General features: G+C 60.1%; 23 protein-coding genes. 13 read left to right on the plus strand and 10 right to left on the minus strand.

All coding sequences use genetic code 11. The features are described 5' to 3' along the window. Window positions 1-573 precede the first annotated feature (573 nt). The 3 genes from AC1DFE_RS14040 to AC1DFE_RS14050 all read left to right on the plus strand — a co-directional run bounded on the left by AC1DFE_RS14040 (window position 574) and on the right by AC1DFE_RS14050 (window position 3,229). Window positions 574-756 (plus strand): hypothetical protein, encoded by a 183-nt coding sequence (locus AC1DFE_RS14040; protein WP_476906485.1) that lies wholly within the window; start codon window positions 574-576, stop codon window positions 754-756. Between the two features lie 448 nt (window positions 757-1,204). Further along, window positions 1,205-1,663 (plus strand): hypothetical protein, encoded by a 459-nt coding sequence (locus AC1DFE_RS14045; RefSeq protein ID WP_476906486.1) that lies wholly within the window; start codon window positions 1,205-1,207, stop codon window positions 1,661-1,663. A 333-nt stretch (window positions 1,664-1,996) separates the two neighbouring features. Continuing rightward, on the plus strand, window positions 1,997-3,229 hold the full coding sequence (locus AC1DFE_RS14050) for an NAD(P)-binding domain-containing protein (protein WP_476906487.1): 1,233 nt from the start codon (window positions 1,997-1,999) through the stop codon (window positions 3,227-3,229). A gap of 50 nt (window positions 3,230-3,279) precedes the next feature. Here the strand turns inward: AC1DFE_RS14050 and AC1DFE_RS14055 are convergent, their stop codons facing one another. Next, window positions 3,280-3,678 (minus strand): nuclear transport factor 2 family protein, encoded by a 399-nt coding sequence (locus tag AC1DFE_RS14055; RefSeq protein WP_476906488.1) that lies wholly within the window; start codon window positions 3,676-3,678, stop codon window positions 3,280-3,282. A gap of 236 nt (window positions 3,679-3,914) precedes the next feature. On the opposite strand from AC1DFE_RS14055, the gene paaA reads away from it, so the two are divergent. The 6 genes from paaA to AC1DFE_RS14085 are packed head-to-tail and all read left to right on the plus strand — an operon-like array spanning window position 3,915 to window position 8,838. Beyond that, on the plus strand, window positions 3,915-4,934 hold the full coding sequence (gene paaA, locus AC1DFE_RS14060) for a 1,2-phenylacetyl-CoA epoxidase subunit PaaA (RefSeq protein WP_476906489.1): 1,020 nt from the start codon (window positions 3,915-3,917) through the stop codon (window positions 4,932-4,934). Continuing rightward, window positions 4,931-5,320 carry a 1,2-phenylacetyl-CoA epoxidase subunit PaaB gene (paaB, locus tag AC1DFE_RS14065; protein ID WP_476906490.1) on the plus strand — a complete coding sequence of 130 codons (390 nt, stop codon included), beginning with the start codon at window positions 4,931-4,933 and terminating at the stop codon, window positions 5,318-5,320. Before paaA ends, paaB begins: the two co-directional genes overlap by 4 nt. Next, the gene (gene paaC, locus AC1DFE_RS14070) at window positions 5,317-6,246 is read left to right on the plus strand and encodes a 1,2-phenylacetyl-CoA epoxidase subunit PaaC (protein ID WP_476906491.1); all 930 of its coding nucleotides are present in this window, start codon (window positions 5,317-5,319) and stop codon (window positions 6,244-6,246) included. Before paaB ends, paaC begins: the two co-directional genes overlap by 4 nt. Window positions 6,247-6,248: 2 nt before the next feature. Then, on the plus strand, window positions 6,249-6,785 hold the full coding sequence (gene paaD / locus AC1DFE_RS14075) for a 1,2-phenylacetyl-CoA epoxidase subunit PaaD (protein WP_476906566.1): 537 nt from the start codon (window positions 6,249-6,251) through the stop codon (window positions 6,783-6,785). Between the two features lie 11 nt (window positions 6,786-6,796). Then, window positions 6,797-8,023 carry a 1,2-phenylacetyl-CoA epoxidase subunit PaaE gene (gene paaE, locus AC1DFE_RS14080; protein WP_476906492.1) on the plus strand — a complete coding sequence of 409 codons (1,227 nt, stop codon included), beginning with the start codon at window positions 6,797-6,799 and terminating at the stop codon, window positions 8,021-8,023. Between the two features lie 35 nt (window positions 8,024-8,058). After that, a complete protein-coding gene (locus tag AC1DFE_RS14085; RefSeq protein WP_476906493.1) occupies window positions 8,059-8,838 on the plus strand; it encodes an enoyl-CoA hydratase/isomerase family protein in 780 nt (259 codons plus the stop codon). Window positions 8,839-8,859: 21 nt separating this feature from the next. On the opposite strand, the gene AC1DFE_RS14090 is transcribed toward AC1DFE_RS14085, so the two are convergent. Beyond that, window positions 8,860-9,291 (minus strand): VanZ family protein, encoded by a 432-nt coding sequence (locus tag AC1DFE_RS14090; RefSeq protein ID WP_476906494.1) that lies wholly within the window; start codon window positions 9,289-9,291, stop codon window positions 8,860-8,862. A gap of 110 nt (window positions 9,292-9,401) precedes the next feature. On the opposite strand from AC1DFE_RS14090, the gene galU reads away from it, so the two are divergent. Next, window positions 9,402-10,292 carry a UTP--glucose-1-phosphate uridylyltransferase GalU gene (gene galU / locus AC1DFE_RS14095; RefSeq protein WP_476906495.1) on the plus strand — a complete coding sequence of 297 codons (891 nt, stop codon included), beginning with the start codon at window positions 9,402-9,404 and terminating at the stop codon, window positions 10,290-10,292. Between the two features lie 148 nt (window positions 10,293-10,440). Here galU and AC1DFE_RS14100 read toward each other — a convergent pair whose 3' ends face one another. The 7 genes from AC1DFE_RS14100 to AC1DFE_RS14130 all read right to left on the minus strand — a co-directional run bounded on the left by AC1DFE_RS14100 (window position 10,441) and on the right by AC1DFE_RS14130 (window position 19,319). Next, the gene (locus tag AC1DFE_RS14100; RefSeq protein ID WP_476906496.1) at window positions 10,441-11,073 is read right to left on the minus strand and encodes an LPXTG cell wall anchor domain-containing protein; all 633 of its coding nucleotides are present in this window, start codon (window positions 11,071-11,073) and stop codon (window positions 10,441-10,443) included. A gap of 168 nt (window positions 11,074-11,241) precedes the next feature. Continuing rightward, on the minus strand, window positions 11,242-12,843 hold the full coding sequence (locus AC1DFE_RS14105; protein WP_476906497.1) for a DUF4012 domain-containing protein: 1,602 nt from the start codon (window positions 12,841-12,843) through the stop codon (window positions 11,242-11,244). A gap of 284 nt (window positions 12,844-13,127) precedes the next feature. Beyond that, entirely contained in the window at window positions 13,128-14,441 is a 1,314-nt protein-coding gene (locus AC1DFE_RS14110; RefSeq protein WP_476906498.1) for a UDP-glucose dehydrogenase family protein, read from the minus strand. A 48-nt stretch (window positions 14,442-14,489) separates the two neighbouring features. Then, window positions 14,490-15,926, minus strand: a complete 1,437-nt coding sequence (locus tag AC1DFE_RS14115; RefSeq protein ID WP_476906499.1) for a sugar transferase — start codon at window positions 15,924-15,926, stop codon at window positions 14,490-14,492. 55 nt (window positions 15,927-15,981) lie between these two features. Beyond that, the gene (locus tag AC1DFE_RS14120) at window positions 15,982-16,956 is read right to left on the minus strand and encodes a GDP-L-fucose synthase family protein (protein ID WP_476906500.1); all 975 of its coding nucleotides are present in this window, start codon (window positions 16,954-16,956) and stop codon (window positions 15,982-15,984) included. Continuing rightward, entirely contained in the window at window positions 16,956-17,984 is a 1,029-nt protein-coding gene (gmd, locus tag AC1DFE_RS14125) for a GDP-mannose 4,6-dehydratase (RefSeq protein WP_476906501.1), read from the minus strand. Before gmd ends, AC1DFE_RS14120 begins: the two co-directional genes overlap by 1 nt. A gap of 36 nt (window positions 17,985-18,020) precedes the next feature. Further along, on the minus strand, window positions 18,021-19,319 hold the full coding sequence (locus tag AC1DFE_RS14130; protein WP_476906567.1) for a glycosyltransferase: 1,299 nt from the start codon (window positions 19,317-19,319) through the stop codon (window positions 18,021-18,023). A gap of 777 nt (window positions 19,320-20,096) precedes the next feature. On the opposite strand from AC1DFE_RS14130, the gene AC1DFE_RS14135 reads away from it, so the two are divergent. Genes AC1DFE_RS14135 through AC1DFE_RS14145 form a run of 3 tightly spaced genes read left to right on the plus strand, consistent with a single transcriptional unit; the run spans window position 20,097 to window position 23,636 of the window. Then, window positions 20,097-21,215 (plus strand): glycosyltransferase, encoded by a 1,119-nt coding sequence (locus tag AC1DFE_RS14135; RefSeq protein ID WP_476906502.1) that lies wholly within the window; start codon window positions 20,097-20,099, stop codon window positions 21,213-21,215. Window positions 21,216-21,238: 23 nt separating this feature from the next. Continuing rightward, window positions 21,239-22,333, plus strand: a complete 1,095-nt coding sequence (locus AC1DFE_RS14140) for a glycosyltransferase family 4 protein (RefSeq protein WP_476906503.1) — start codon at window positions 21,239-21,241, stop codon at window positions 22,331-22,333. Continuing rightward, window positions 22,320-23,636, plus strand: a complete 1,317-nt coding sequence (locus tag AC1DFE_RS14145) for a lipopolysaccharide biosynthesis protein (protein ID WP_476906504.1) — start codon at window positions 22,320-22,322, stop codon at window positions 23,634-23,636. Before AC1DFE_RS14140 ends, AC1DFE_RS14145 begins: the two co-directional genes overlap by 14 nt. Here AC1DFE_RS14145 and AC1DFE_RS14150 read toward each other — a convergent pair. Then, on the minus strand, window positions 23,597-24,079 hold the full coding sequence (locus tag AC1DFE_RS14150; protein WP_476906568.1) for an acyltransferase: 483 nt from the start codon (window positions 24,077-24,079) through the stop codon (window positions 23,597-23,599). The two genes, AC1DFE_RS14145 and AC1DFE_RS14150, sit on opposite strands and share 40 nt — an antisense overlap. Between the last annotated feature and the right edge of the window lie 5 nt (window positions 24,080-24,084).

Here is a 24,084-nt window from a genome sequence, read left to right on the forward strand (position 1 = left end):
GCGGCGTGTTGGTCGTCAGTTTCATGATCGCGGTTCCCTTCCTTGGGGTGCCCTCATGGGCGACCTCGAACTATGGCCGCAGATCCCTTCTGGATCCCGTTAGTTTCCACTGACAGGCACACTAACGCTCGATCATGCCGCTGTCATCGCCTAGGCCCGGCGTTTAGGAGATGCGCCCTACCTCCCACTGGCCGCATGCATCTTGACAGGTTCCGCAACCTGGCGCCGGAGCAGCGGGTAGGACTGCCGCGCATGTGAATGGATGGATCAAATCCCGGTCTGGTGACCACGCCAATGTGCGCGTTGCCGAATTCTGGGCCTTCCGTACCACCTGATCCAAACGGGCAAATATATCCGAGCACAGCCAGGAGCGCTCCCGCTGCGATCACTCGACCGCCCAACTGATTGTGCGGTGATTTCTGTGGACATTCTTGTTCCCCCAAGCTGATGGGATTCTTTGAGACTCCGCACTTGGACCGGACCCAGCCGAATAGGCCCGGCCGCACCGGTAGACCCACGTTAAGTCAATTGCTGTGGCCGCGGACGGACTGCATCTTGCGGTTTGGGGAGGTCATGGACACGCACGACGGCGGTACTCGCCGTGAGCGGGCAGTGGAGGCCTTTGCGGGGTGGCTGGCCAGCTTTGCGGGGCAAGCGGTGTCCGAGGAGGCGCTGCTGGCCAACCGGCTTATGGGGCGGAACGGGAGTTATGGTTCGGCTGGCGGCATCGCAGGTTTCCGGCGGGCGTTGGAGTGATCAGCGAGGATTTCGCTGATCAGCCGCCTGAATACTCCCTGGTGAGCAACCTTTCCATAGGGCCCGGGTGACAGGCTATGCACACTCCCAGACGGAAGCCGTCGCGGGCAAGGTGCTGGAAGTCCTCCCGCCGGGCCCCTTTTTATGAGGCGTGCTTTCCGCCCCCTCAAATTGGTGGCCCGAGGCAACTTTGATCGCGCAGTTCCCACCTTTTTCCAAGGGTTGGCTCTCAGTATTGGTCTTGTCCCGCCGCTGAGAGCCTGCCAGCACGAGCGGCGGGGCAGGCAGCCGGACCCGGCAGCGCTCCCCCCAGTAGCGTCGGGTCCGGCTGGTATGAGGGTGAACGGTGGCGACGATCCTGGGTGGTTGCCTCCTGGCCAAGCGTCTTCTGGGTAATCTCTTCGGCCGGGCCAGCGGTACCCGAGGGCCAAAATGGAGGTGTTCTGACATGAGGTGCGAGCCGGGTGACGACTTCCCTGTACTGGACGAGGGCGCTTTGCAGGACATCTGGGAGGACGCTGGCGAAGCTGCGGCCGAGGCATTTATGGAGGACTACTTGCTGCAGTTGCTCGCAAGGGGATTAAGAATTTTCACTACCCTTAAACGCGGGGATGCGGCCGAGAAACTGGACGCAGTGGTCAGCCTCCGAGCCAGTTCCGAGATGGCCGGCGCGGTTCGCCTCGCAGCCTACTGCCGCGATATTGAAGCAGTTCTGAAAAATGGCAACGGCCCCGACGTGGCTGCCGTAAAAAGAGAGCTCCCCACCCACATCCGCAATGTCATCTTGGAAGCGTCCCGGCGCGGTCACTTTTCGCCCAAACGCCACGGTGCTGATTGCGCAGCCGCCGGGCCGGTGAAGGAGACTCGTTCCTCGGCTGCCCCTGCTGCGGGACCGTCAGAGTCCTGAACCCACATTTACGGGTGAACTGGGAGTCGTTCGCCGGGTCCGGTGCAAACGGGGGGAGTGCGTACCGGACCCGGCGACCTGAAGCTTCGGTTCGCGGCTACTTCTGCTTCAGTGACACTCCAGTGTGTGCCCTGCACATTGGGAAATACGTGCTGGACCTGAGGGTGGGAGAGCGTTTTAACCCCCACGTTTTAGGGTGTGCCTCCAAGGTTTTTCCATGTCGAGGCGGTTCCTCAGCGGACCGGTGGGGATTGGCTCGGGCGATGGCCTCTCTCCACACCTGCACGCTGCCGCTGCTACGCTCGACATATCACCTGTTCACCGGAGTAAAGCATGGAGGAGCAGCACGACGTCGTTGTCATCGGGGGCGGCCAAGCCGGGCTCGCGATGAGCAACGTGCTGCAGCAGCGAGGGCGAGAGCACGTCGTCTTGGAGCGTCGGCGAATCGGCGAACGCTGGCGCGCCGAAAGGTGGGATTCCTTGCGCTTTCAGTTTCCGAACTGGGCACTTCAACTGCCGGGCTACACGTACCGGGGAAACGATCCCGACGGTTTCGCCCACTACAGCGAGATCCTTGGTCTGGTGCAGGCCTATGCCGTGAGCACAGGGGCCCCGGTGCGGGAGCACACAGAAGTCCTCACCCTGGCTGAGCAAAGCACCGGCAAGGGCTTTGAGGTGTCCCTGGCTGAACGTTCCATCCACGCGCAACGCGTAGTGATCGCGACCGGACCGTTCCAGCTTCCACGTATTCCCCAGTTCGCGCATGACGTCCCACCATCGGTGATGCAGACCGACCCCACGCACTACCGTTGCCCGGAGGCGCTGCCGGCAGGAGGCGTGCTGGTCGTGGGCAGCGGTGCCTCCGGCTGTCAGATCGCCGACGAACTCCTGCACGCTGGGCGCAGCGTGTACCTTTCGGTGAGTCGGCACCGACGCGCGCCGAGACGCTTCAGGGGTAAGGACGTTTACTGGTGGCTGGAGGCTCTGGGCCGTTTTGCGCAGACGATCGACAGCTTTCCCGCTCGTCAATACCCACCTTCAACCGTCGTCACCGGCGTGAACGGCGGATACGACGTCAACGCCCGGCAACTCGCCCTGGATGGCGTCAGGGTGATCGGCAGAGTCATCGGAACGGCTGGCAGGAATCTCGCTGTCCAGGCCAACGCGAATCAGGTACTTGATGAGGCCGACAAAGCCTACGTCGACTTCTTGGTGGCGGCGCGTCAGTTCGTCAGTAGAGGGATCGAGGAGGAACTCGCCCAGGAAGAGCCGCAGGAGCCGATCCGTCTTCCCGCGGTGGAAGAGGCCGCCTCGCTGGATCTCACGGGGCTAGGCATCAACACGATCATCTGGGCCACCGGCTACGCCCACGACTTCGACTGGGTCAGAATTCCGGTGTTCGACGACCGTGGCCGTCCCATCCAACAACATGGCGTCACGCCAATCTCGGGCCTGTACTTCCTCGGGCTGCACTGGATGCACACTTTCAAGTCGGGTCTGCTCTCAGGTGTCGGCGCAGACGCCGAATTTCTCGCCCACCACATGCATCGAAGCACGGGCCGATGACTGGCCAGTTAATCCAACGGAATCGCTGCTCCCGCCGCTGATGCGGCACATCACTCGGTCACAGTATCGGCGTGGCGATGGGCTACTTTCCACTCGCCGCCCTCACGGCGGTAGACCTGGGTTGCGCGCAAGGTATAACTGCGCGGCTTACCGTCGACGGAAGTTGCGGTGTGCTCCAAACCGGCGGTGTAGGCCATGGAACCCACTACGTCATACGCTTGGAGCTCGAATGCGTACGACGTGCAGTCCGAAAAACTTCCTTCGAGGAAGGTGAAGACCTCGTCCACTTCGTCCTTGCCATAAGCGTTACGCAGTGCACCCAGTATGCTGACAGGCTCGCTGCTGGACCAGATTGCCCGGCGTGGAGCCGCGTCGCCATTGTGAAGGGCGAGCTCCGCCTGATACAGCGTTGTCCTGATCCAGATGAGAAAGTCGTCTCGGTCGGTCATCCGGTCAATCTACTCGCGGTCCAGCCGCCCCTCCAATGAGTTCGTCCCGGCACAGTTGAACTGGGGGACAAGTCCGGCGGGGTCCCGCTGCCCGAACGTGACATGGCCTCGGCGTAGGCCCACCAACGGAGGCAGAAACACCACGGGCTTGCTTGACGCCCTTCGCCGCTTCCGCATATCCTGAACGAACGGTCGGTAAATAATCCGAGTACGGACGTGAATGCATAGGAGCAACCATGGCAGCGCAGAATCTGCAGTCAGTGCCTGACCAGCCGGCAGCCCCCCAGGAAACCACAGAAGACCAGGCCCAGCTGGAGGCCGAAGGCCAGGCGTATTTTGACCGCGTGATCTCCCAGGACTCCCGCATCGAGCCCAAAGACTGGATGCCTGCCGCCTACCGCAAGACCCTCCTGCGCCAGATCTCGCAGCACGCTCACTCGGAGATCATCGGCATGCAGCCGGAGGCCAACTGGATCAGCCGCGCACCCAGCCTGAAGCGCAAGGCCATCCTCATGGCCAAGGTCCAGGACGAGGCCGGCCACGGGCTCTACCTCTACTCGGCCGCCGAGACGCTGGGCCAGTCAAGGGACCAGATGATGGACGACCTCATCGCCGGCAAGGCCCGCTACTCATCGATCTTCAACTACCCGGCTCTGACCTGGGCGGACATGGGTGCCATCGGCTGGCTCGTCGACGGCGCCGCCATCTGCAACCAGGTGCCCCTGTGCCGCGCGTCGTACGGACCCTACGGCCGGGCCATGGTCCGCATCTGCAAGGAAGAGTCCTTCCACCAGCGCCAGGGCTTCGAGATCCTCCTCGAGCTCTCCAACGGAACGCCCGCGCAGAAGCAGATGGCCCAGGACGCCGTGAACCGCTGGTACGCCCCGGCCCTGATGATGTTCGGCCCGCCGGACGACGATTCCCCCAACTCCAAACAGTCCATGGCCTGGAACATCAAGCGCTTCAGCAACGACGAGCTGCGCTCGCGGTTCGTCGGCATGATGGTGGAGCAGGTCAGGGTCCTGGGCCTCACCCTCCCGGACAGCGAGGTCCGCTTCAACGAGGACACCAAAAAGTGGGAACACGGCCCGCTGGACTGGAACGAATTCAAGGAAGTCCTGGCCGGACGCGGCCCCTGCAACTCGCAGCGGCTTGAGCGCCGCCGGCAGGCGCACGACGACGGCGCCTGGGTCCGCGAGGCAGCCGCCAGTTATGCGGCCAAGCAGGTTAACAAGCAGAAGGAATACGCAGCATGACGCCCCATGGGAACCCGGAAGTACCGGCCAGCTCCGCCGGAGCAGTAGAAAGCTCCGCTGCAAAGGTCCCGGTGGCCTCGGCGCCAGGCGCCGAAACCGCCCACCGCGGCGTCTGGCCCCTGTGGGAGGTCTTTGTCCGGTCCAGCCGCGGCCTGTCCCACGTGCACGCCGGTAGCCTGCACGCGCCGGATGCCGCCATGGCCCTGCGCAACGCCCGCGACCTCTACACCCGTCGCAACGAGGGCGTGTCCATCTGGGTGGTCCCGGCGGACGCCATCGCCTCCAGCGATCCCGATGCCAAGGGCGCGTTCTTCGAGTCGCCGCAGGGCAAGGACTACCGGCACGCCACGTACTACACCAAGAGCGAAGGCGTGAAGCACCTGTGACATCAGAGAGCAGGACCACTCCGGAAACAACAGAAACCACAGGCCACCGCGACATCTCCGTCGGCGTCGCGGGCGCAGGCGCCTCAGGCGATGGAAGCGCCAGCGCCACCCGCATCACGCCGGGCAACGCGCTCCGACCGGAGGACATCGCGCTTGAGGTCCGCACCGGCCTGGTCAGGCCCACCGAGGACGTGGCCGAGTACGCGCTGCGCCTGGGTGACGACGCCCTGATCCTCGCCCAGCGCCTGGGCCACTGGATCTCCCGCGCCCCGGAGCTGGAGGAGGACGTGGCCCTGGGCAACATCGCCCTGGACCAGCTGGGCCACGCCCGCAGCCTCCTCAGCTACGCCGGCGGCGCCTGGGACAAGAGTGAGGATGACCTCGCCTACTTCCGCCGCGAGCACGAGTTCCGTTCCGCGCACCTGTTCGAGCAGCCCAACGGGGACTTCGCCGTCACCATCGCCCGGCAGTTCGTGGTGAGCTACTACCAGTTCGAGCTGTACCGCCGGCTGACCGAGTCCACGGACGCAACCATCGCCGCCATCGCCGCCAAGGCCGTGAAGGAAGTGGACTACCACCGCGACCACAGCGCCCAGTGGGTCCTCCGCCTGGCCGGCGGCACGGACGAGTCCCGCCGCCGCATCATCAACGGCTTCAAGCTGATCTGGCCGTACGTGGGGGAGCTCTTCGCGGACGACGCACTGACCACCCGCCTGACTGAAGCCGGCGCCGCCGTCGAGCCTTCCAGCCTGCGGGCTGACTTTGACCGCCTCACCGGCGAAGTCTTCCAGGAAGCCGAGCTCGAGGTGCCGGACGTCCCGGCAGCGCCGGGCGGCGGCCGCCGCGGGCAGCACTCGGAGCACCTGGGCTACGTCCTGGCCGAAATGCAGGTACTGGCCCGGGAGCATCCCGGAGCGGGCTGGTGACCATGTACGTCGCCGACTTCGAGACGCGGACAGCGGAAACCGCCGAGCAGAAGGCCTGGGCCGTCGCCGCCACGGTGTGCGACCCCGAGATCCCGGTGCTCACCATCGAGGACCTCGGGATCCTCAGAAGCGTCAAACTGTTCGACGACGGCGGGCCGGTGCCGGCTGTCCAGGTCACCATCACGCCGACGTACTCGGGCTGCCCGGCCATGGACGCCATCCGGGACGATCTCAAAAAGGCCTTCCACCAGGAGGGCTACCCCAGCGTGCACGTGGAACTGGTGCTGGCGCCGGCGTGGACCACGGACTGGATGACCGAGTCCGGCAAGGCCAAGCTGCGGGAGTACGGCATCGCCCCTCCCACCGGCCGCGCAGCCCTGGGCCACAACGGTCCGGTCCGGCTGAGCCTGGCCGTGAAGTGCCCGCAGTGCTCGTCGCTGAACACCAAGGAACTCACCCGCTTCGGTTCCACCTCCTGCAAGGCGCTGTACGTGTGCCAGGACTGCAAGGAACCGTTCGACTACTTCAAAGTCCTGTAAGGAAAAAGCCCATGCCCGTTGTCCGCCAGACCGCAGCCGAATCGGCGCAGGCCGCCGGCCGCCGTCGTCCGTCCTTCCATTCCCTCACCGTCGCGGAGGTGCGCCGGCTGACGGAGGACGCCATCGAGGTGACCTTCGCGGTGCCAGCCGAATTGGCCGGGCAGTTCGACTACCTGCCGGGCCAGTACGTGGCCCTGCGCACCACGCTCCCGGACGAGGCCGGCGAGCCGAAGGAGATCCGCCGCAGCTACTCCATCTGCGCCGAGCCGCGCAGCTTCGTGGACGGCAGCAGCGAGATCCGGGTGGCCATCAAGAAGGACCTGGGCGGGCTGTTCTCCACGTGGGCCAACGCCGAGCTGAAGGCGGGGGACAGCTTGGACGTGATGAGCCCCATGGGCGCGTTCGTGTCCAAGCACGGCCGGGACGGCCAGGCGGTGGAGCAGAACGTCATGAACTCCATGAACCATCCGGAGGACCTGGCGGGGGAGCCAGGCAGCTTCGTGGCGATCGCCGCGGGCTCGGGCATCACGCCGGTGATCGCGATCGCCCGGACGCTGCTGGCCGCCAACCCGGACACCCGGTTTGACCTGATCTACGCCAACAAGGCCGCCATGGACGTGATGTTCCTCGAGGAGCTCGCCGACCTGAAGGACAAGTACCCGCAGCGCCTGGCGCTGCACCACGTGCTGTCCAGGGAGCAGCGGATCGCGCCGCTGCTGAGCGGCCGGATCGACGCCGAGAAGCTGCGGGCGCTGCTGGGCACCGCCATCCACGCGGACGACGTGGACGAGTGGTTCCTGTGCGGGCCGTTCGAGCTGGTGCAGCTGTGCCGCGACACCCTGGCCGAGCGCGGCGTGAAGCCGGAGCACATCCGGTTCGAGCTGTTCACCTCCGGCAAGCCGGACCGGCCCGAGGGCAACGCCGGCCGGCCCGTCGTGGAAGACGAGTCCCAAGAGACGTACAAGATCACGTTCAAGCTGGACGGCCTGCAGGGCGACGTGTCCAGCCCCACGCACGCCCGCGAGTCCATCCTCAACGCCGCGCTGCGGGTCCGCCCGGACGTGCCGTTCGCGTGCGCCGGGGGAGTGTGCGGCACCTGCCGCGCCAAGGTGGTCACCGGCACCGTGACCATGGACGAGAACTACGCCCTGGAGCAGGATGAGCTGGACAAGGGCTACGTCCTGACGTGCCAGTCGCACCCCACTAGCAAGGAAGTCACCGTCGACTTCGACGTGTAAGAGCAACCCCCGCCGCATCCCGAAAGAAGGAACCAATGATCTCCCTCTCCATCGCCGACGGCGTCGCCGAAGTGGTCCTCAATGCCCCGCACAAGCTGAACTCGCTGGACGAGCAGGCGCTGGCGGAGCTGTCCCAGGCGTACGACGACGCCGCTGCCGCCGCCTCGCGCGGTGAGGTGCGGGCGCTGCTGCTCAGGGGAGAGGGGCGCGCCTTCTGCGCGGGCCGCGACATCGCCGGCGTCACGCCGGAGAACGACGACGCCGAGGCGTACCTGGGCGGGCTGGTGCAGCCGCTGCTGCAGAAGATGAGTGCCTTCGCGACGCCAACCTTCGCGGCAGCCCAGGGCGCCTGCCTTGGCGTGGGGCTGGGGCTGCTGCTGGCCACGGACGTCGTATACGTGGCGGAGAACGCGAAGTTCGGCTCGCCGTTTGCCAAGCTCGGGGCGACGCTGGATTCGGGCGGGCACTGGTACTTCACCGAGCGGCTGGGCATGCACCGCACGCTGGACCTGATCTACACGGCGGAGCTGATCTCCGGCACCGAAGCCGTGGCCCAGGGCATGTTCAGCCGGGCCCTGCCGGCGGACGAGCTGCTCGACTCAACGCGTGCGATTGTGGCGAAGGTGGCAACCGGCGCTACGGGCGCGTTCAAGGCCAGCAAGGAGCTGGTGGCCCACATCCGCGACCAGCGACTGGGCCTGTGGACCGCAATGCAGGAGGAGAACGCCGAGCAGGCGCGGCTGTGCAAGACGGAGGACTACGCAGAGGGCTTCAAGGCGTTCCAGGAAAAGCGGGAACCGAAGTTCGCCGGTTGAGTCGGTCGAAATCAAATGCCCTTACCGCCGGCTGGCGCTGCCGCTCCGCTCCCGAAGCCACTCCTCAACAACTCCCAGCACCCAAACCCCCACCATCGCCCCTGCAGTATTCGCCACGATGTCCATGGCGCTGGGGAACCGGTCGTGCAGGAAGAGCTGCTGTCCCAGCTCGATGCAGCATGACGCCAGAAAGGCGCTCAACACGATCCGCCCTCGATGAAACGCCGGGAAAGAGAGGGCTGCAAGCATGCCGATCGGGGCAAACATCAGGATGTTGGACGCGAACTCCACGAAGCTGTAATTGATCAGCTCGGGAAGCCCGGAGTGGTGGAGGGCAAACAGCACGGCTTGCAACCGTCCAGCAACGGGACGGTCCACGGGGGTCGGCCAGAACGCCACGAACGCAAGGGCGGTTAGATACAGAGCCAGCAGGGCACGCGCAGATCCTGCCACGTCGACTCGGCTCCATTTCCCCATAAGGAAAAGCTACGGGAGTCATGCTGCACGCCGAAATCTGGGCAGCGAAATTTCACTTTTTGCAAGTCAATTTGTAAGGTTCGATCATGACATTGGGGAAATCAGTACGTAAAGCAGTTATTCCTGCCGCCGGTTTGGGCACGCGCTTCCTGCCTGCCACCAAGGCGATGCCGAAGGAGATGCTTCCGGTAGTGGATGCACCGGCCATTCAGTACGTGGTTGAGGAGGCAATTAACGCCGGCCTGAACGACGTTCTGATGATCACCGGGCGCAACAAGCGCGCACTGGAAGATCACTTTGACCGGGCGCCCGCTCTCGAGCGCACGCTCGAGCTGAAGGGCGACCAGGCTCGCCTCGACGCGGTCCAGCATGCCGCTGGCCTGGGACCCATTCACTACGTCCGCCAGGGCGAGCCCAAGGGCCTCGGCCATGCCGTGCTGTGCGGCCGCCAGCACGTCGGTGATGAGCCTTTCGCGGTGTTGCTGGGTGATGACCTCATCGACGAGCGGGACGAGCTCCTGACCACGATGATTGACGTTCAGGCTAAGACCGGTGGTTCCGTAATTGCCCTCATCGAGGTGGAGCCGTCCCAGATCAGTGCCTACGGCTGCGCGGATATCTCAGCAGTTGATGGCGAGGGCTATGTCCGGGTGAACAGCCTGGTGGAAAAGCCGTCAGTAGACGAAGCGCCGTCCAACCTGGCTGTCATCGGCCGCTACGTGCTGCACCCGGCCGTCTTCGATGTCCTCGAGAAGACAGAGCCCGGTCGGGGCGGCGAGATCCAGCTGACGGATGCGCTTCAAACCCTCGCTGGGGCGGACGGCGACGGGGGCGGCGTTTACGGGGTTGTCTTCCGCGGTCGCCGCTACGACACAGGCGACAAGCTCAGTTATCTGAAGGCAGTTATCACGCTGGCTTCCGAGCGCGCTGAGTTCGGCGAAGATTTGAAGGCCTGGATGAAAGAATTCAACGGTTAGTCCCGATAGAAGCCAAGACCTGGGAAGCCCCGACAGCTTGTCGGGGCTTCCCTGTTTAACGAACTCGCACTGTTAATCGAAAACAAAAAAGTGGGTTGTTCCGGTAGTCCGGAACAACCCACTTGCTTTCAAGCGTACAGCTCGCTGCTTAGACAGATGCCTCAGCGTTAGCACGGCGGCGGACTACGACCACCGATGCGGCACCGGCTGCAAGTGCACCCGCACCAACGAGCGACCACAGCACCAGGCTGGAGTCAGCACCAGTGTTGGCCAAGCTGCCGGTGTTGGCCAGGCTAGCGCCGTTGCCACCAGTGTTGGCAAGGCTGCCGGAGCCGTTGACGACGCCCCTGTCAGCGCCAGCAACTACGGTCACGCTCTGCGTCACGGTGTGGCCGGAAGTATTGCCCACCGCGGTCAGGGTGTAGGTTCCCGGCTTGCCCAAGCGGATCGGGACGGAGAAGGAACCGTCAGCGGCCGCAGTTGTGGTGATCTTCTGCGGAGCTGCCAGAACGTTGATTTTGGACGGAACCGACATGCTGGCGCCACCCGAGAAGCCGCCACCCAGAGCCTGCGGAGTACTGGTCAGGGTGATGGTGATAGTGATGGTTTCACCCGCCAGGAAGCCGGTTCCCGAGAAGGTGAATACTTCCCCGGGTGCTACGGTGCCGTCGGACACCGTTCCGGTTCCGGTTCCGGGTGCCGGGTAGGTGGCCAGTGCCGGCGCGGCACCAGCTAGTGCGATGGTTCCTGCAAGCGCAAGCGCAGCAATAGACTTCTTCATTTGTCCCCCCTGAGACCTTTTTACACGGATGTCACATATTTGTGGAGATTCCCCATCCCCATGTGACCGTGGGGCGAATCTCGTGGTTTAACCCAAGGAGAGATTAGCACCCCAACTGGGGCGGCTCCAAAGTGAATCCAAACACTTTACATACTGTTAATGAGTTGGCTATGCCGCCGGAGCGCACTTTGCGGTTTGCGTCGGCAAAATCACGTCCTTCAGCGCCTGCGCGGTGGGTGTCACGGCTAGTTGAGGCTCTTTGTGCTGCACTATTTTGTCGAAGGTGAACTCGACGACGCTGCTTTGGCCAGGGGCGAGGCGGACGGTAACTGACCCTACTGGGCGGCCGCTGTGCCTATGAGAGGCGAAGCCAATTTTCGTGCCCGCAAGTAACGCTGTTTCGACGTTCGACTGCACAGGGCCATACGCGATGACATTCGTTTGCACGCTACCCGCCGGAACGCCAAACGCGCCCCCTCCCGTCACATAGGCAGGTAGGGACGTTGCCGCATCCTTCGGCGCGGCGTTGGTGCTTGTGATCCGCACCTTCACCTCAGAGTAACCATCAGCAGGGCACTCCTCGATGAGCTGCACAGTTCGTCTCACGTGATAGTCCATTTTTGCGCCTGTGCCATCGTTGAAGTACACACCGAACTGCGCGGGGGAGACGCTGGGACCGGCGATCGATCCGCTCAGCGGATACTTCGCAAACAATGTCTGTTCTTTGTCCGACCTGGACCAAAGAAGTACGCGGCCCTCTGCTGCCCCCCGCGTAATGCCCTCGACGAGAGCTTTTGGATCGCCCTTGCCGCTTGATAAGGCTGCGAATATTTCCTGCGCCACGCCCGCGAAGTATGCGTCTTGAAGCTTAGGTTGTTCAATCTTGGCATAGACATCTGAGAGTAATGTCGCCACCACATTCTTGCCAGAAAGCTCAGTTGGCAAGCGGCCGCCAGCTGCTGCAACGAGCTCGGGTTTGCTAATTTTGACTGCGCCCATTGCGTCCAACATGTATCCGAGTGCAACCGGGTCAATGGAAACTACTCCGTCAACTAGTTGCCCAGTTTTTCTCTTCCACATCGCTTGAGCGGTGCTGGCCGCAGTGGGAAAGTCCGGGGTCAGATTTACGTCCTGCATATATTTGCCCAATCGGGGCGAATAAATCTGCTGCTGTTCGGCGTTGACTGCCATAGCGGGTGACATGACGCCGAGATCGGCGGCACTTTTTTGTTCGCCCAACGCGAGCTTGCCACCGTCGACTGTGAGTACCGCCAGTGCGCCAGGGATGCCGCCAGATGCTCTCGCTTCAGCGTTATTCTGAATCAACAGCAAGTAGTGTCGGGGACCATCGGCCCCCATCATGCCCGGAGCAACTGCAGCCGCATCCGCCGCTGTTTCGAGGCCATCGCCCAGGGAAGCGAGCTGGTTCCTGACCTCCATGAGCGGTGCAGCGACCGACGGTAAGAGTTCGTCTGCATTGATTGCGTTCAATCGGCCTAGGGACTGGGTAACTGCATGCGACGCAATAGATAGTTTCGGTGCAGCCCGGGTCAGCGGAAGCACGTCGATGCTTCCGTCCTTGGGGGCCAGGGACGCCCAATTGAGCGACTGGAAAGCGCCTACGAGAGGAACGGCGGCGAGGCCGGCGATGTCATCAGCGGAAGCGGCGACTTCACTCGCCGCTTGGAAATTCTTTCCCAACCAAGGCACGGATCCTGCAATAGTCCAGACTGGATCCATTGCGGCCGCGTGAGCCTTGGCGGTATGCATCTTTAGATCATCTACGGCCAGGGTCGCACCCTTCACATCATTCCGTAGCATACTTTCCCTGAGGGGAGTGAGTAACTGTGAGGCCGATTTCAGCTCTGCGCTGATGATCGTGGCCTGAAATCCCAACCACGCCGTCGCGGCGCCAAGCACACCAAGGCTTGCTAAGGCCCAAGCGGCGATAACTACCAAACGACGGTTGCGTTTACGGCGCGATGTCGCCCCCGTTCGTGTGCGACGAATGTTGACACTGGGAGTCTCACTCTCTCTTATATTCCCTCCGTTCATCAAGGCCGCCCTAGTCCCCGATATGTCCAGCCTGCGGCGCGCCATTTCCCTGCATCGAGGACGTTCCGGCCGTCGAGAATTCGCGGTGTAGTAACCGCCGTCCGAAGGACATAGGGATCCATGTCCTGGTACCGCTGCCACTCGGTCAAGAGGAGCAATGCGTCGGACCTGGCTACCGCGGTATCTAAGTTAGGCTCGTATTGAAGTTCCGGAAATCGCTTGGCCGCGTTTACGAGCGCCTTAGGATCGGTCACAGTCACAACTGCTCCTTGCAGTTGAAGCTGTGCTGCGATGCTGAGGGCGGGAGAATCACGGACATCGTCGCTATTCGGCTTAAAAGCTGCTCCTAGGACGGTGATCTTCTTGCCGAGAAGCCCTCCACCGCAAAGCTCGCGAGTCAGTTCGACGACTCGTGTCCTGCGTCTCATGTTGATAGCGTCTACTTCGCGAAGGAAGGTCAGCGCTTGATCGGCACCAAGTTCGCCAGCACGTGCCATAAATGCACGAATGTCCTTAGGCAGGCACCCGCCTCCAAACCCGATACCAGCGTGCAGGAACTTTCGACCGATTCGGTCGTCCATCCCAATTGCGTCTGCCAAGTGTGTGACGTCGGCCCCAGCGGCTTCACATACCTCCGCCATGGCGTTAATAAAGGAGATCTTGGTGGCCAGGAAAGAGTTGGCGGCGGCTTTGACCAGTTCAGCCGTTGGGTGATCGGTGATCAGCCGGGGAGTTCCCGCTTCTAGCGTCGAAGCGTAAACCTCGTCGAGCAGGGTTACCGACGCGTGATCCTCCGAGCCGGAGGCAACGCCATAAACGAGGCGATCAGGCCGTAGAGTGTCAGCAACGGCATGGCCCTCACGAAGGAATTCGGGGTTCCAAACTAGGTGTGCCTTCGGCTCCCGTTCCAAGACCATCGCCTCCAGCCGTTTAGCAGTACCAACCGGGACGGTTGACTTACCAACGACAACATTTCCGGGCTCGAGGTAGGGCAATAACGCGGCGGTGGCAGCATCGACAAAGGCCAGATCGGCGCCGTTCTCCCCCTTCTTCTGGGGTGTGCCAACACAAATGAAGTGCACTTCGCTCCCGGCCGCGGCTGACATATCGGTCGTAAACGAAAGCCGTCCGGTTTCTTGAACATCGCGTAGCAGGTCTTCCAGTCCAGGTTCATAAAATGGAGCAGAAGCCGCTGATAGCTCAGCGATCTTGCGCTCGTCGACATCGATGCCGACCACTTCATGGCCGAGCTTGGCCATGCAAGCAGCGTGGACCGCGCCCAAGTAACCGCAACCAACTACTGAAATTCGCATGTTTCTTCTTTCGTCCCACAGAGGGAGGTTTCACAAATCGGACTTTATTTAATACGCGCCTGTGCCGCGGAACACGGCTCGGATGGTTCTCAGCAAAATGATCAGATCTCCTGCCAGAGACCAGTTCTCGACGTAGTACAAGTCCAATCGCACGGAATCTTGCCATGAAAGATTTGAGCGGCCACTCACTTGCCAGAGGCCTGTGAGTCCGGGTTTCACCAATAACCGGCGGCGCACGTCATGTTCGTACGCTTCTACTTCACTGGGAAGGGGCGGCCGAGGGCCAACGAGGCTCATCGACCCGGCGAAAATATTGAACAATTGAGGAAGCTCGTCCAGGCTGAACTTCCTCAGAAATCGGCCGACGTTCGTTACCCTCGGGTCGTTTTTGAGTTTGAAGAGAACGCCATGACCTTGGTTTTGTTCCGCAAGTTGCGCGAGTCGTTCCTCGGCGTCTACGACCATCGACCGAAACTTCAACATTCTAAAATGTCCTCCACCCATCCCCACGCGCTCCTGCCTGAAAAGGACTGGGCCAGTGCTGTCCAATTTTACGAGGAGGGCCAGAATTACCATTACCGGGGAGGACAAGACAATCATGACTGCAGAAACGACTACGTCGAAGAGGCGCTTGGCGACCCGCTGCCCACCTTCGAGCGTTGGCGTCGTTACGTGAATGAGGGGCAAGCCGGCAACCTGCTGGGTGTGAATTCGCGGGCCAGCGATATCGGTTAGCGCTGGGGCCATGATGAGGCCGATGTTCCTAGACGCAAGTTCCCAGCCCAGATGCCTTAACGTTTGCGGATGTAGTTGGACCCCGGCTGAAACAGCTACGGCGTCGGCCTCGCAAGCATCAATTGCGGCCAGAATGGATGCAGTTTCTGGCTTGTAGCCGAGGACGCGGAGTCCGGAATCGGGCTCGACCACTTGCCCATCATGGGCTCCGGGAGTGTAGGCGGCAACTGGGAGGTACCCAGCGTGTTTGGCGCGCTCCAAAGAAGCTGCTAGGTGCGCTACTGCACTTGGCCCGCCCAATAGCAGCAGTCGGGACATGCTGCCGCCCCTTTGACGTTTGACATTCAGGTGCTGTCGCAGGAGCCAGCGGGCCGCCAGAAGCCCGGCGAGTCCTACGGGAAGGGCGATGCCAACGTAGCCCCGCGCGGTATCTACGCGGATCACGTACGAGATGATCGCCACCATCCCAAAGAGCCAGAGCGAGGCGGCTGCGACTCTCTTATATTCGTCCGCACCGGCTCCTAAGATCCGACTTTGTCTGCTGTTCCAAGCTCCCAGCATGAACCACCATGCAACGGCCAACAGCACGGACAGCCAAGCATAGGTAAACTCCTGGCCCGACGCAACGAAGTTGGGTTCGAGTCCGAATCGAACTACGAAGGCTCCGATGACGGCCCAAGATACGACAAGTGCGTCGACGACGCCCAAGAGACGGGACGTCCGGATTCGCCAATTCGCGTCTCGACTCAAGAAGAATCCCCCACTGGTAGTTGCCCGTTAGAATAACGAGTTTGAATATTATCGACTATTGCCGAAGGGCTGCAGAGTTGGCGCGAAACCAGTTGACGGTCCCACGGATGCCTTCTTCGAGATCGATTGACGCCGTCCAACCTGTAGCGGCGAGTTTGGATACATCGAGCAGCTTTCGGGGCGTACCATCGGGTTTGGAGGAATCCCATTCAATTTCCCCCTGATAACCAACGGCACTCGCCACTACTGACGCTAATTCCCGGATGGTGACGTCGCTCCCTGTTCCCACGTTGATGTGCGAGGAGCCATCATAATGCTCCAGTAGGTGCAGACAAGCGGCCGCCATATCGTCGACATGGAGCAACTCTCGTCTTGGGGAGCCCGTCCCCCAGTTTGTGACACTTTCAGCTCCGGAGTTTGCAGCCTCGTCGTAGCGACGAATCAAGGCCGGAAGAACGTGGGACCCTTCTGGTGAAAAGTTGTCCCCCGGCCCGTATAGGTTTGTCGGCATGGCCGATATCCATGGCAGTCCATACTGGCGGCGAATGGCTTGAATCTGCATGATCCCGGCTATCTTCGCTATAGCGTACGCGTCGTTCGTTGGCTCCAAGTGCCCGGTCAGCAGCGCGTCCTCTCGGATCGGCTGCTCCGCAAATTTGGGATAGATGCACGAGGAGCCGAGGAACAGCAGCCGCTCAACCCCGTTTTCCCGGGCAGCATCGAGAACATTGAGCTGGATGCGTAGATTATCGCTCAGGAAATCTACGGGGTAGGTGTTATTGGCGAGGATGCCTCCCACCTTTGCCGCAGCAAGCACGACGTATCGCGGCCTGTTTTCGGAAAAGAACGTGCGAACATCGTCGCGATTCTTCAGATCGAGGTCTGTTGATGTGCGTCCCACCAGGTTTTCGAAACCTTCATTTTTAAGTGTTCGCCAGATCGCCGAGCCGACCAAGCCCCTGTGACCAGCCACGTAGAACTTCGCCGAACGATCAAGTGGCGCGGGCACGAAGGACAAGTCCGCAGCCATCAGTTTCTCCAGCTTTCGAGGTGCACATTGTCAATCCAGTGATTGCCGGCGTGCTTCAAGGCCTCGATGTCGGCGTCCACCATGATTCGCGCCAGCTCCGGCGTGTGGACCGATGCCTTCCAACCCAGTTTTTCCTGCGCCTTCGACGCATCGCCAACGAGCGCATCTACTTCGGTCGGGCGGAGGTAGCGCTTGTCAAAGCGAACGTGGTCTTCCCAGTTCAACCCAGCGTGTTCAAAGGAGATCTGGAGGAAGTCACGCACGGTGTAGTTGCCGCCAGTCGCGAGGACAAAATCGTCCGGTTCGTCAGCTTGGAGCATCCGCCACATGCCTTCGACGTATTCAGCCGCGTAGCCCCAGTCGCGCACCGCATCCAAGTTGCCCATGTACAGCAGATCTTGCTTGCCAGCCTTGATCGCGGCGACAGCACGCGTGATTTTGCGGGTCACGAACGTCTCACCACGCCGTGGGGATTCGTGGTTGAAGAGGATTCCGTTGACGGCGAACATCCCGTACGCCTCACGGTAGTTCTTGGTGATCCAGTAGCTATAGACCTTGGCTGCACCGTAGGGGGAACGGGGGTAGAACGGTGTCTCTTCAGTCTGAGGAGGAGGCGTAGCTCCAAACATCTCCGAGGAGGACGCTTGGTAAAACTTTGTTTCAATGCCTGACATGCGCACAGCCTCCAGGAGCCGGATTGTTCCAACGCCGGTTGTGTCTGCAGTGTGCTCAGGCTCATCAAAAGAAACACGAACGTGCGACTGTGCGGCCAGATTGTAAACCTCATCAGGCTTAATCTCAGCGAGCAGCGTGACCAGTCGGGCTCCGTCGCTCAGATCCCCATAGTGTAGAAAAAGCCGGGCCTGAGGGTCGTGCGGGTCCACATAAAGGTGGTCGACTCTCGCAGTGTTGAAAGTCGATGCCCGACGGATTAAACCATGAACCTCGTAGCCTTTGCAGAGCAGCAGTTCGGCCAAGTATGAGCCGTCCTGTCCCGTGATGCCAGTGATAAGTGCGCGCTTAGCCAAAGTGCCCCCATAGTGCAGAAAGAAGAGTCGCACAGCCTAGCGGCTGCGCGACGGTGCCAGACTCATGATGAAATCATCATAGTGGCGAATCGCGACGTGCTCCGACAATGTTTCGTGTCGATAGCGGAGGCCGAGCTCTCCGAGTTTGGCCCCTGCCAGCGGATTCTCCCCGAGAGCTTCAGCTGCTTCCACGAGTGCGCCGGGATCTGCTGGGTTCACGCGGATACCACCCCCTGATGCAGCCAATTCGAAGGCCGTAACGCTCTGTTCATCCGTGGCTGCAATTACTGGCCGTCCCGCGTTGAAGTACGACGTTAATTTGCTGGGAACAGCCATCTCCTGGACGCCGGGGAGCTCATTAACGAGTAAAATATCTGCCGAGGCGAGGGCTAACTGGAATTCTTCTCCGGGCAAAGGATCTACGAAATTCAACCTACCAACGCCGTAGGCGCTTGTTTCCAACTGCCGGCGCTGGTTGCCATCACCCATCAAAACGAACCGAACCCGGCTATCTCGCGAAGCCGCAACACGGGCTGCATCGATGACATTCTCGAGGCCTTGCTTCTTGCCCATGTTCCCGGCGTGGAGAACAACGATGTCACTTTTGCTCCATCCGAGTTTTGCGCGCATTTCTGCACGGCCCGTGCCTGGTGAGGGCGGCAAGTGAGTCCAGTTTCGAATCACCTTTATCTTGTTCGGAGACACGCGCAAAGTGTCGACGATGTACTTCGCAAAACGGTCGTGGATGACGACTACACCGTCCGAAGCCCTGAGAATCCACGACTCCAGGCCTGCCATCGCCCTGGCCGACAGGCTGTTGCCGGTTCCGGTTTCGATGATTCCACGACTGTAAATGTCTTGTACCCAGATCCCTAGGCTCGGGCGGTTCTTCTGAAGGCGCGCTCGTAGAACAACCAATCCGCTGGATAGTAGCGCTGGGCTGACCAGGAGCAAGAAATCGGGGTCCGCCCAATTCGAGAAGATTGCGCGAACGCCAAAGCTCAGCTCCATGTGCATTCGGTGCAACGAGGTCGGCTTCAGCGGAACGTGATGCCGGAGGCGCTTCACACGGACACCGTTGATCACTTGATTGCTCGACCAACTACCGTAGCCGTCTCGCAGACGCCACTCTGGGTAATGGGGGACTCCAGTAATCACCTGAACGTCGTGCCCGGCGGCAGCAAGGCCCTCTGCCAGGCTAGTCGTGTAAGGGGCATTTCCCGTTGGCTCGGGAGAGTAGTTCAAACCAACGATAGTGATCCTGAGTTTCGCAGTACTTTTTGCTGATGGTGTCTCCAATGGCCCCTGGCTTTCTATTCGGCTACGATTCCCCATGTATCGTGACACGGACGGCAGGTTCTTCGCGTCGTCGTGACGCCACACGCGTCTGTCAGTAGACGGCCTTCCCAACGGCAGCCGAAGCCCGTCCCTCGATCGGACATGATGACAGCGCCGTGAGCGGCGCGGAACACACTATGTATGGCTGTTGTCTGCAGCAGCTGGCGTGGAAACACACGGAATGGAGCACGAAATGGGGGAACCGCATGGCCGTCCCGAACTGGCTCGGAAGCCAAGGGTGATTAATCTGGCAGAGGCTCCGGGCGAACGGGAGGCTTGGAACCGTCCGTCCTGGTACGTATACGTGTGGGGCCTCGTGGAACTCATCTTCATTACGAACCCACTTCAGGTCAGCTCCAAAGTCCGCATTACTGTGCTGAAAATGTTCGGTGCATCTATCGGGCCCGGCGTCATCTTCCGCCCTCGAACTAGAGTTAAGTTCCCTTGGAAGCTTGAGGTTGGGGCTCGATCGTGGATCGGGGAAGGCGTCTGGATACATAATCAAGACAGAGTTGTAATTGGTTCTGACGTCGTCATTTCTCAGGAGACAATTCTTACTACTGGTAGTCACGCGCATCGACGGGATATGGCGCTGATAATGAGTCCGATCTCCGTGGATGACGGTACTTGGATAACTACTAGGTGCCTCGTTCAAGGTGGAACCACACTTGGACAGTCGTCATTGTTGACACCACTGACCGTGGTCAGGGGATCGTTTCCGCCCAATTCCATAATTTCTGGGAACCCCGGCATCGTAACTGGGCCTCGATTCAGATGAACAACGTCGCGTCAAGAGCGTCCAGGATCACTCACCTCGTCTCATACGTTTCACAAGATGGTGCCTACGGGGGACCAGTAGCTGTCGCTATGGGTCAGGTCGCTGAGTTAGCTCGCCGGGGCCACGAGGCTGAATTTCTGGCTGGATGGGACGGGTTTCAAGACGTCGGGATTCCAAATGCTCGCGTTACCCTAGTCTCCGTTCGGCGGATTGGCCCCGGTTTCGGTGGGCTTGTTTCGCCGAAACTCTGGTCCTTGCTACTGCGTAAACCTAGCCCTCGTGATGTCTTTCACGTTCACTTGGGCCGGGACCCCATAAGCCTAATAAGCGCATGGATTTTGTTCCTCAAGCGCATCCCATATGTCGTTCAAACTCATGGAATGATTATGCCGAGGCGATCCATTACCGTGCGGTTGCTCGATGCGGCTATTACCCGTCGCGTCCTCAAGTCAGCCCGGCGCGTCCTTGTCCTCACAACTGTTGAAGCCAATGGCATCAACAGCATCTGTCGAGGTGACGCGAAAGTCGAACTCATACCGAACGGCATTACCCCGGCTCCGCGCCAGCCAACTGAGCGTCAAACGAACAGAATTTTGTTTCTGGCGAGGCTTCACCCCCGAAAGCGCGTTATGGCATTCGCTGAAATGTGCCGGCACCTAGTCGAGGCGGGGGTCCAGTTCACGGCACACGTCGTGGGTCCTGATGAGGGTGATCTCGCCTCGCTGCGCGACTATATCCAAGAGTTTGGTCTGTCTCGAACCCTCACATACGAAGGCCCGGTAGGGCCTGGAGAATCAGTACAGTGGCTAGCGAGCAGTGCGGTTTTCGTTTTACCAAGCGTAGGAGAGGTGTTTCCTATGACGATATTGGAGGCACTTGCTGCAGGTACGCCCGTAGTAACAACGGAGGATTCAGGGTTAGCGTCAATGTTAGTGAAACTCGGGGCGGCGGCAGTAACCGATGGATCCCCCCAGGAACTAGCGACCCAAGTAGCCAAGCTACTACGCGATGAAGGCTACCGGAGTTCGCTGATCCACCAAGGCTACCGTGCTGTTGAACAGGAACTCAGTATTGGGGCCGTTGTGACGCAGCTTGAGACCGCCTACAACGCCTGAGCCGGTTCTCCTATGAGACAGGCATGGCAGTTGATAGGGCATCTGCCGCAGCCCTGACATTGATCGGAAATACCGGATTGGATAGACGAATGAAAATTGTCATGACTTCTGAGCGGTTGCCGCCAAGCCGTGGAGGGCTCTCTACTGTTGCGGCCATACTTGATGCCGGGCTGACAGCACGAGGCCATGAGCTGGTCATAGTTACAGGTGAGCGTAGCCGCGAAGCGTACGGGACGATTGCTCGGATTATGAAACTAAATTCGCCCCGACAGTGGTGGCGCTACTTTCGACTTCTCGTCGAAGCCGATGTCGTGCTACAGAACAACGTCTCTAGCAAAACACTTATACTTCCGTTGCTGCTGCGTAAGCCCACGGTCGTCGCCTTACATATCTGGCTCGAAACGCCTCAGGGGCAAATCACTTGGCGCGAGAGACTTAAGATCCTACTGCTTAGGAGATCGACACGAATCGTCACTCCAAATCTCGAGATCACCGATCGATTTGGCGGTGAGGGACAATACGTGACAAATGGATATGATGAAGCGACTTTCTCTCGCCAACGTGAGTGGTGCGATCGTGAATATGCGTTTGTTGTGGTTGCGCGATTGATAGAGGATAAAGGTGTGCGCCAGCTCTTGGAGGCGTTCGCATTAGTGAGCCCGATCCGTTCAGATTATGTTTTGAATGTAATCGGAACCGGTCCGGAGGAGGCGAATCTTAAAAAGCTGGCAGCAGACTTAAATATTTCTTCAAAGGTCAGATTTCTTGGCGCGCTCGATCCACGTAGTGTTGCTGAGGTCTTGAACAACTCCCGAGTCATGTGTGTGCCGTCCATGTGGGATGAAGTTTTTGGGATAGTAGCTCTGGAAGGAATGGGCTGTGGGCTGCCTGTCATCGCCACGAACGTGAGTGGTCTTACGGACGCCCACCATGGCTACGGACTTCTCGTCGAACCGAATGAGGAAGTGATCATGAACTTTGCGGAGGCGATGGAAGAGATCACTTCAGCACCAGACAAGCCCCTGGACTATCTCAAGGGCGTTGAAGCATACTTGCAGACGAGAAATAGAAAATCCATGGTGGATGCCTACGAAACCGTGATGCGTGAAATTTGTTGAAATTAGTGCATTGTTCCGCCGGCCGGATATTCCTGTGAGGCGGGCATGGGTGCGCAAGGGGATATCTTTTGTCAGCGGAAATGTACTTCTGCAAGTACTAGGGTTTGCTACTGGAATTGTTATTGTGCGGATCTTGGGCATCCAGGAATATGCGCTTTATAGCATTTACATTGGCCTCATATTTGCAATGACAAGCCTCTCAGACGCTGGCGTTGGCAGCACGCTGCTGGCTCATGGGGCAAAGGTGAGGGACCGGCCCGACGAGTTGGGAGCTTGGTTCAGAAGCGGACTAAGATTCAGACGGCGAGTCGGCCTTTGGCTCTCGGTTTTTGCGCTGGCATGCCTGCTGTTCCTATTCAACGCAAACCATGCATCTCTGTGGGAAATGCTCGTGGCAGCGGCACTTACGATCGTGACACTGGAGGCTGTATACCAGCGCGGCATCTGGCAGGTGTATTTCCGGCTTCAGCTGCGGGCGAACGAGGCCCAAAACGTTCTCGTTGGTTCAGCAATTGTGCGGCTTGCCCTAGTGATGGTTGCAGTCGTCCTTCCGCAGCAAATTCTTCCTTATCTCCTTCTCAGCACAGCTGCCACCTACTGGCTAGAAGCGTTCCTTCTAACCCGTAGGGGACAGGCTTCCTTAGCTTGGGGAAAGATGGATCATCCTGACGCGCGGTTAGCCTTCCGCAAAGCTTTCATTCAGGTGCTACCAATGAACCTGGTAAATGTCCTGCGGGGTCAGTCGGTCGTATTTGTCCTGAGCGTTCTTGGCTCCACCCTTGTCGTATCGCAAGTTGCCGCGCTATCACGTTTTTCCATGGTCTTTGCAGTTCTGAACGCCGTGGTACTTGAAATGCTCTCTCCGCGAATCGCGCTGCTGGCAACCTCTAGGCGGAGTGTGGCCATTGCGATGGCCAGAATTTTGACGGTCTACCTACTGTGTTCCGCTGCAGTTGTCTTGTGCATGATTCCAGCCTCGAACCTCATACTTGGGTTATTGGGCCCCAATTATTCAGGGCTAAGCCAAGAACTAATTGTAATTTCTATTGGCAGCGTTGGTATCAACCTCGCCATTGCTTGGGGTTCGCTCAATCATTCAAGACTCTGGCTCGCGGGATCATGGTCGCTATTTCCACTCACGGTGCTGTGGGGTATCGTCGGCGCAATTTCTCTAGACTTGGGGACTAGTGGGGGCGCCGCGCTCTTTACAGCTACACAGGCCGTTCCCCTACTGATGACAGAGGGCATCAGAAGTGCAATCGGTTATCGATCTGCGACGGGGGATTCGAGAGATGTGCGCTGACGAATGAGTCGGGCCGGGGAGCCAGCATATATTGCCTCGGGGGCCAGATTCTTGGTCACAACGGAACCAGAACCTATGATCACGTCATTACCTAGAACGGCACCGGGAAGGACGATGACTCGGGTTCCAAGCCAAGCACGTCTCCCAATTACTATCGGCTTCTCATACATTCCCTGGTCTTGAATCGGCACGCCAACGATCGGTGACCGGTGCGTATGTGTGAGGAGGATTGATTCAAAACCGATAAGAGCGGACGATTGCAAGGTTAATCCTCCACGCGCGTCGAGTACCGAGTCTCTAGCTATGACTACCCCGGCCTCAAGTATCAAGCGGGCGGGACCCATGATTCTCACGCCTTGGCCGATGTAGACAGACTCGGCAATACTAGCGCCCAACCTTCGAAGAACTGTCTGTCTTAGATCCCTTATAAGCCGGCCCGGCATAACGC

The sequence above is a fragment of the Arthrobacter sp. 05T423 genome (genome assembly GCF_056396245.1).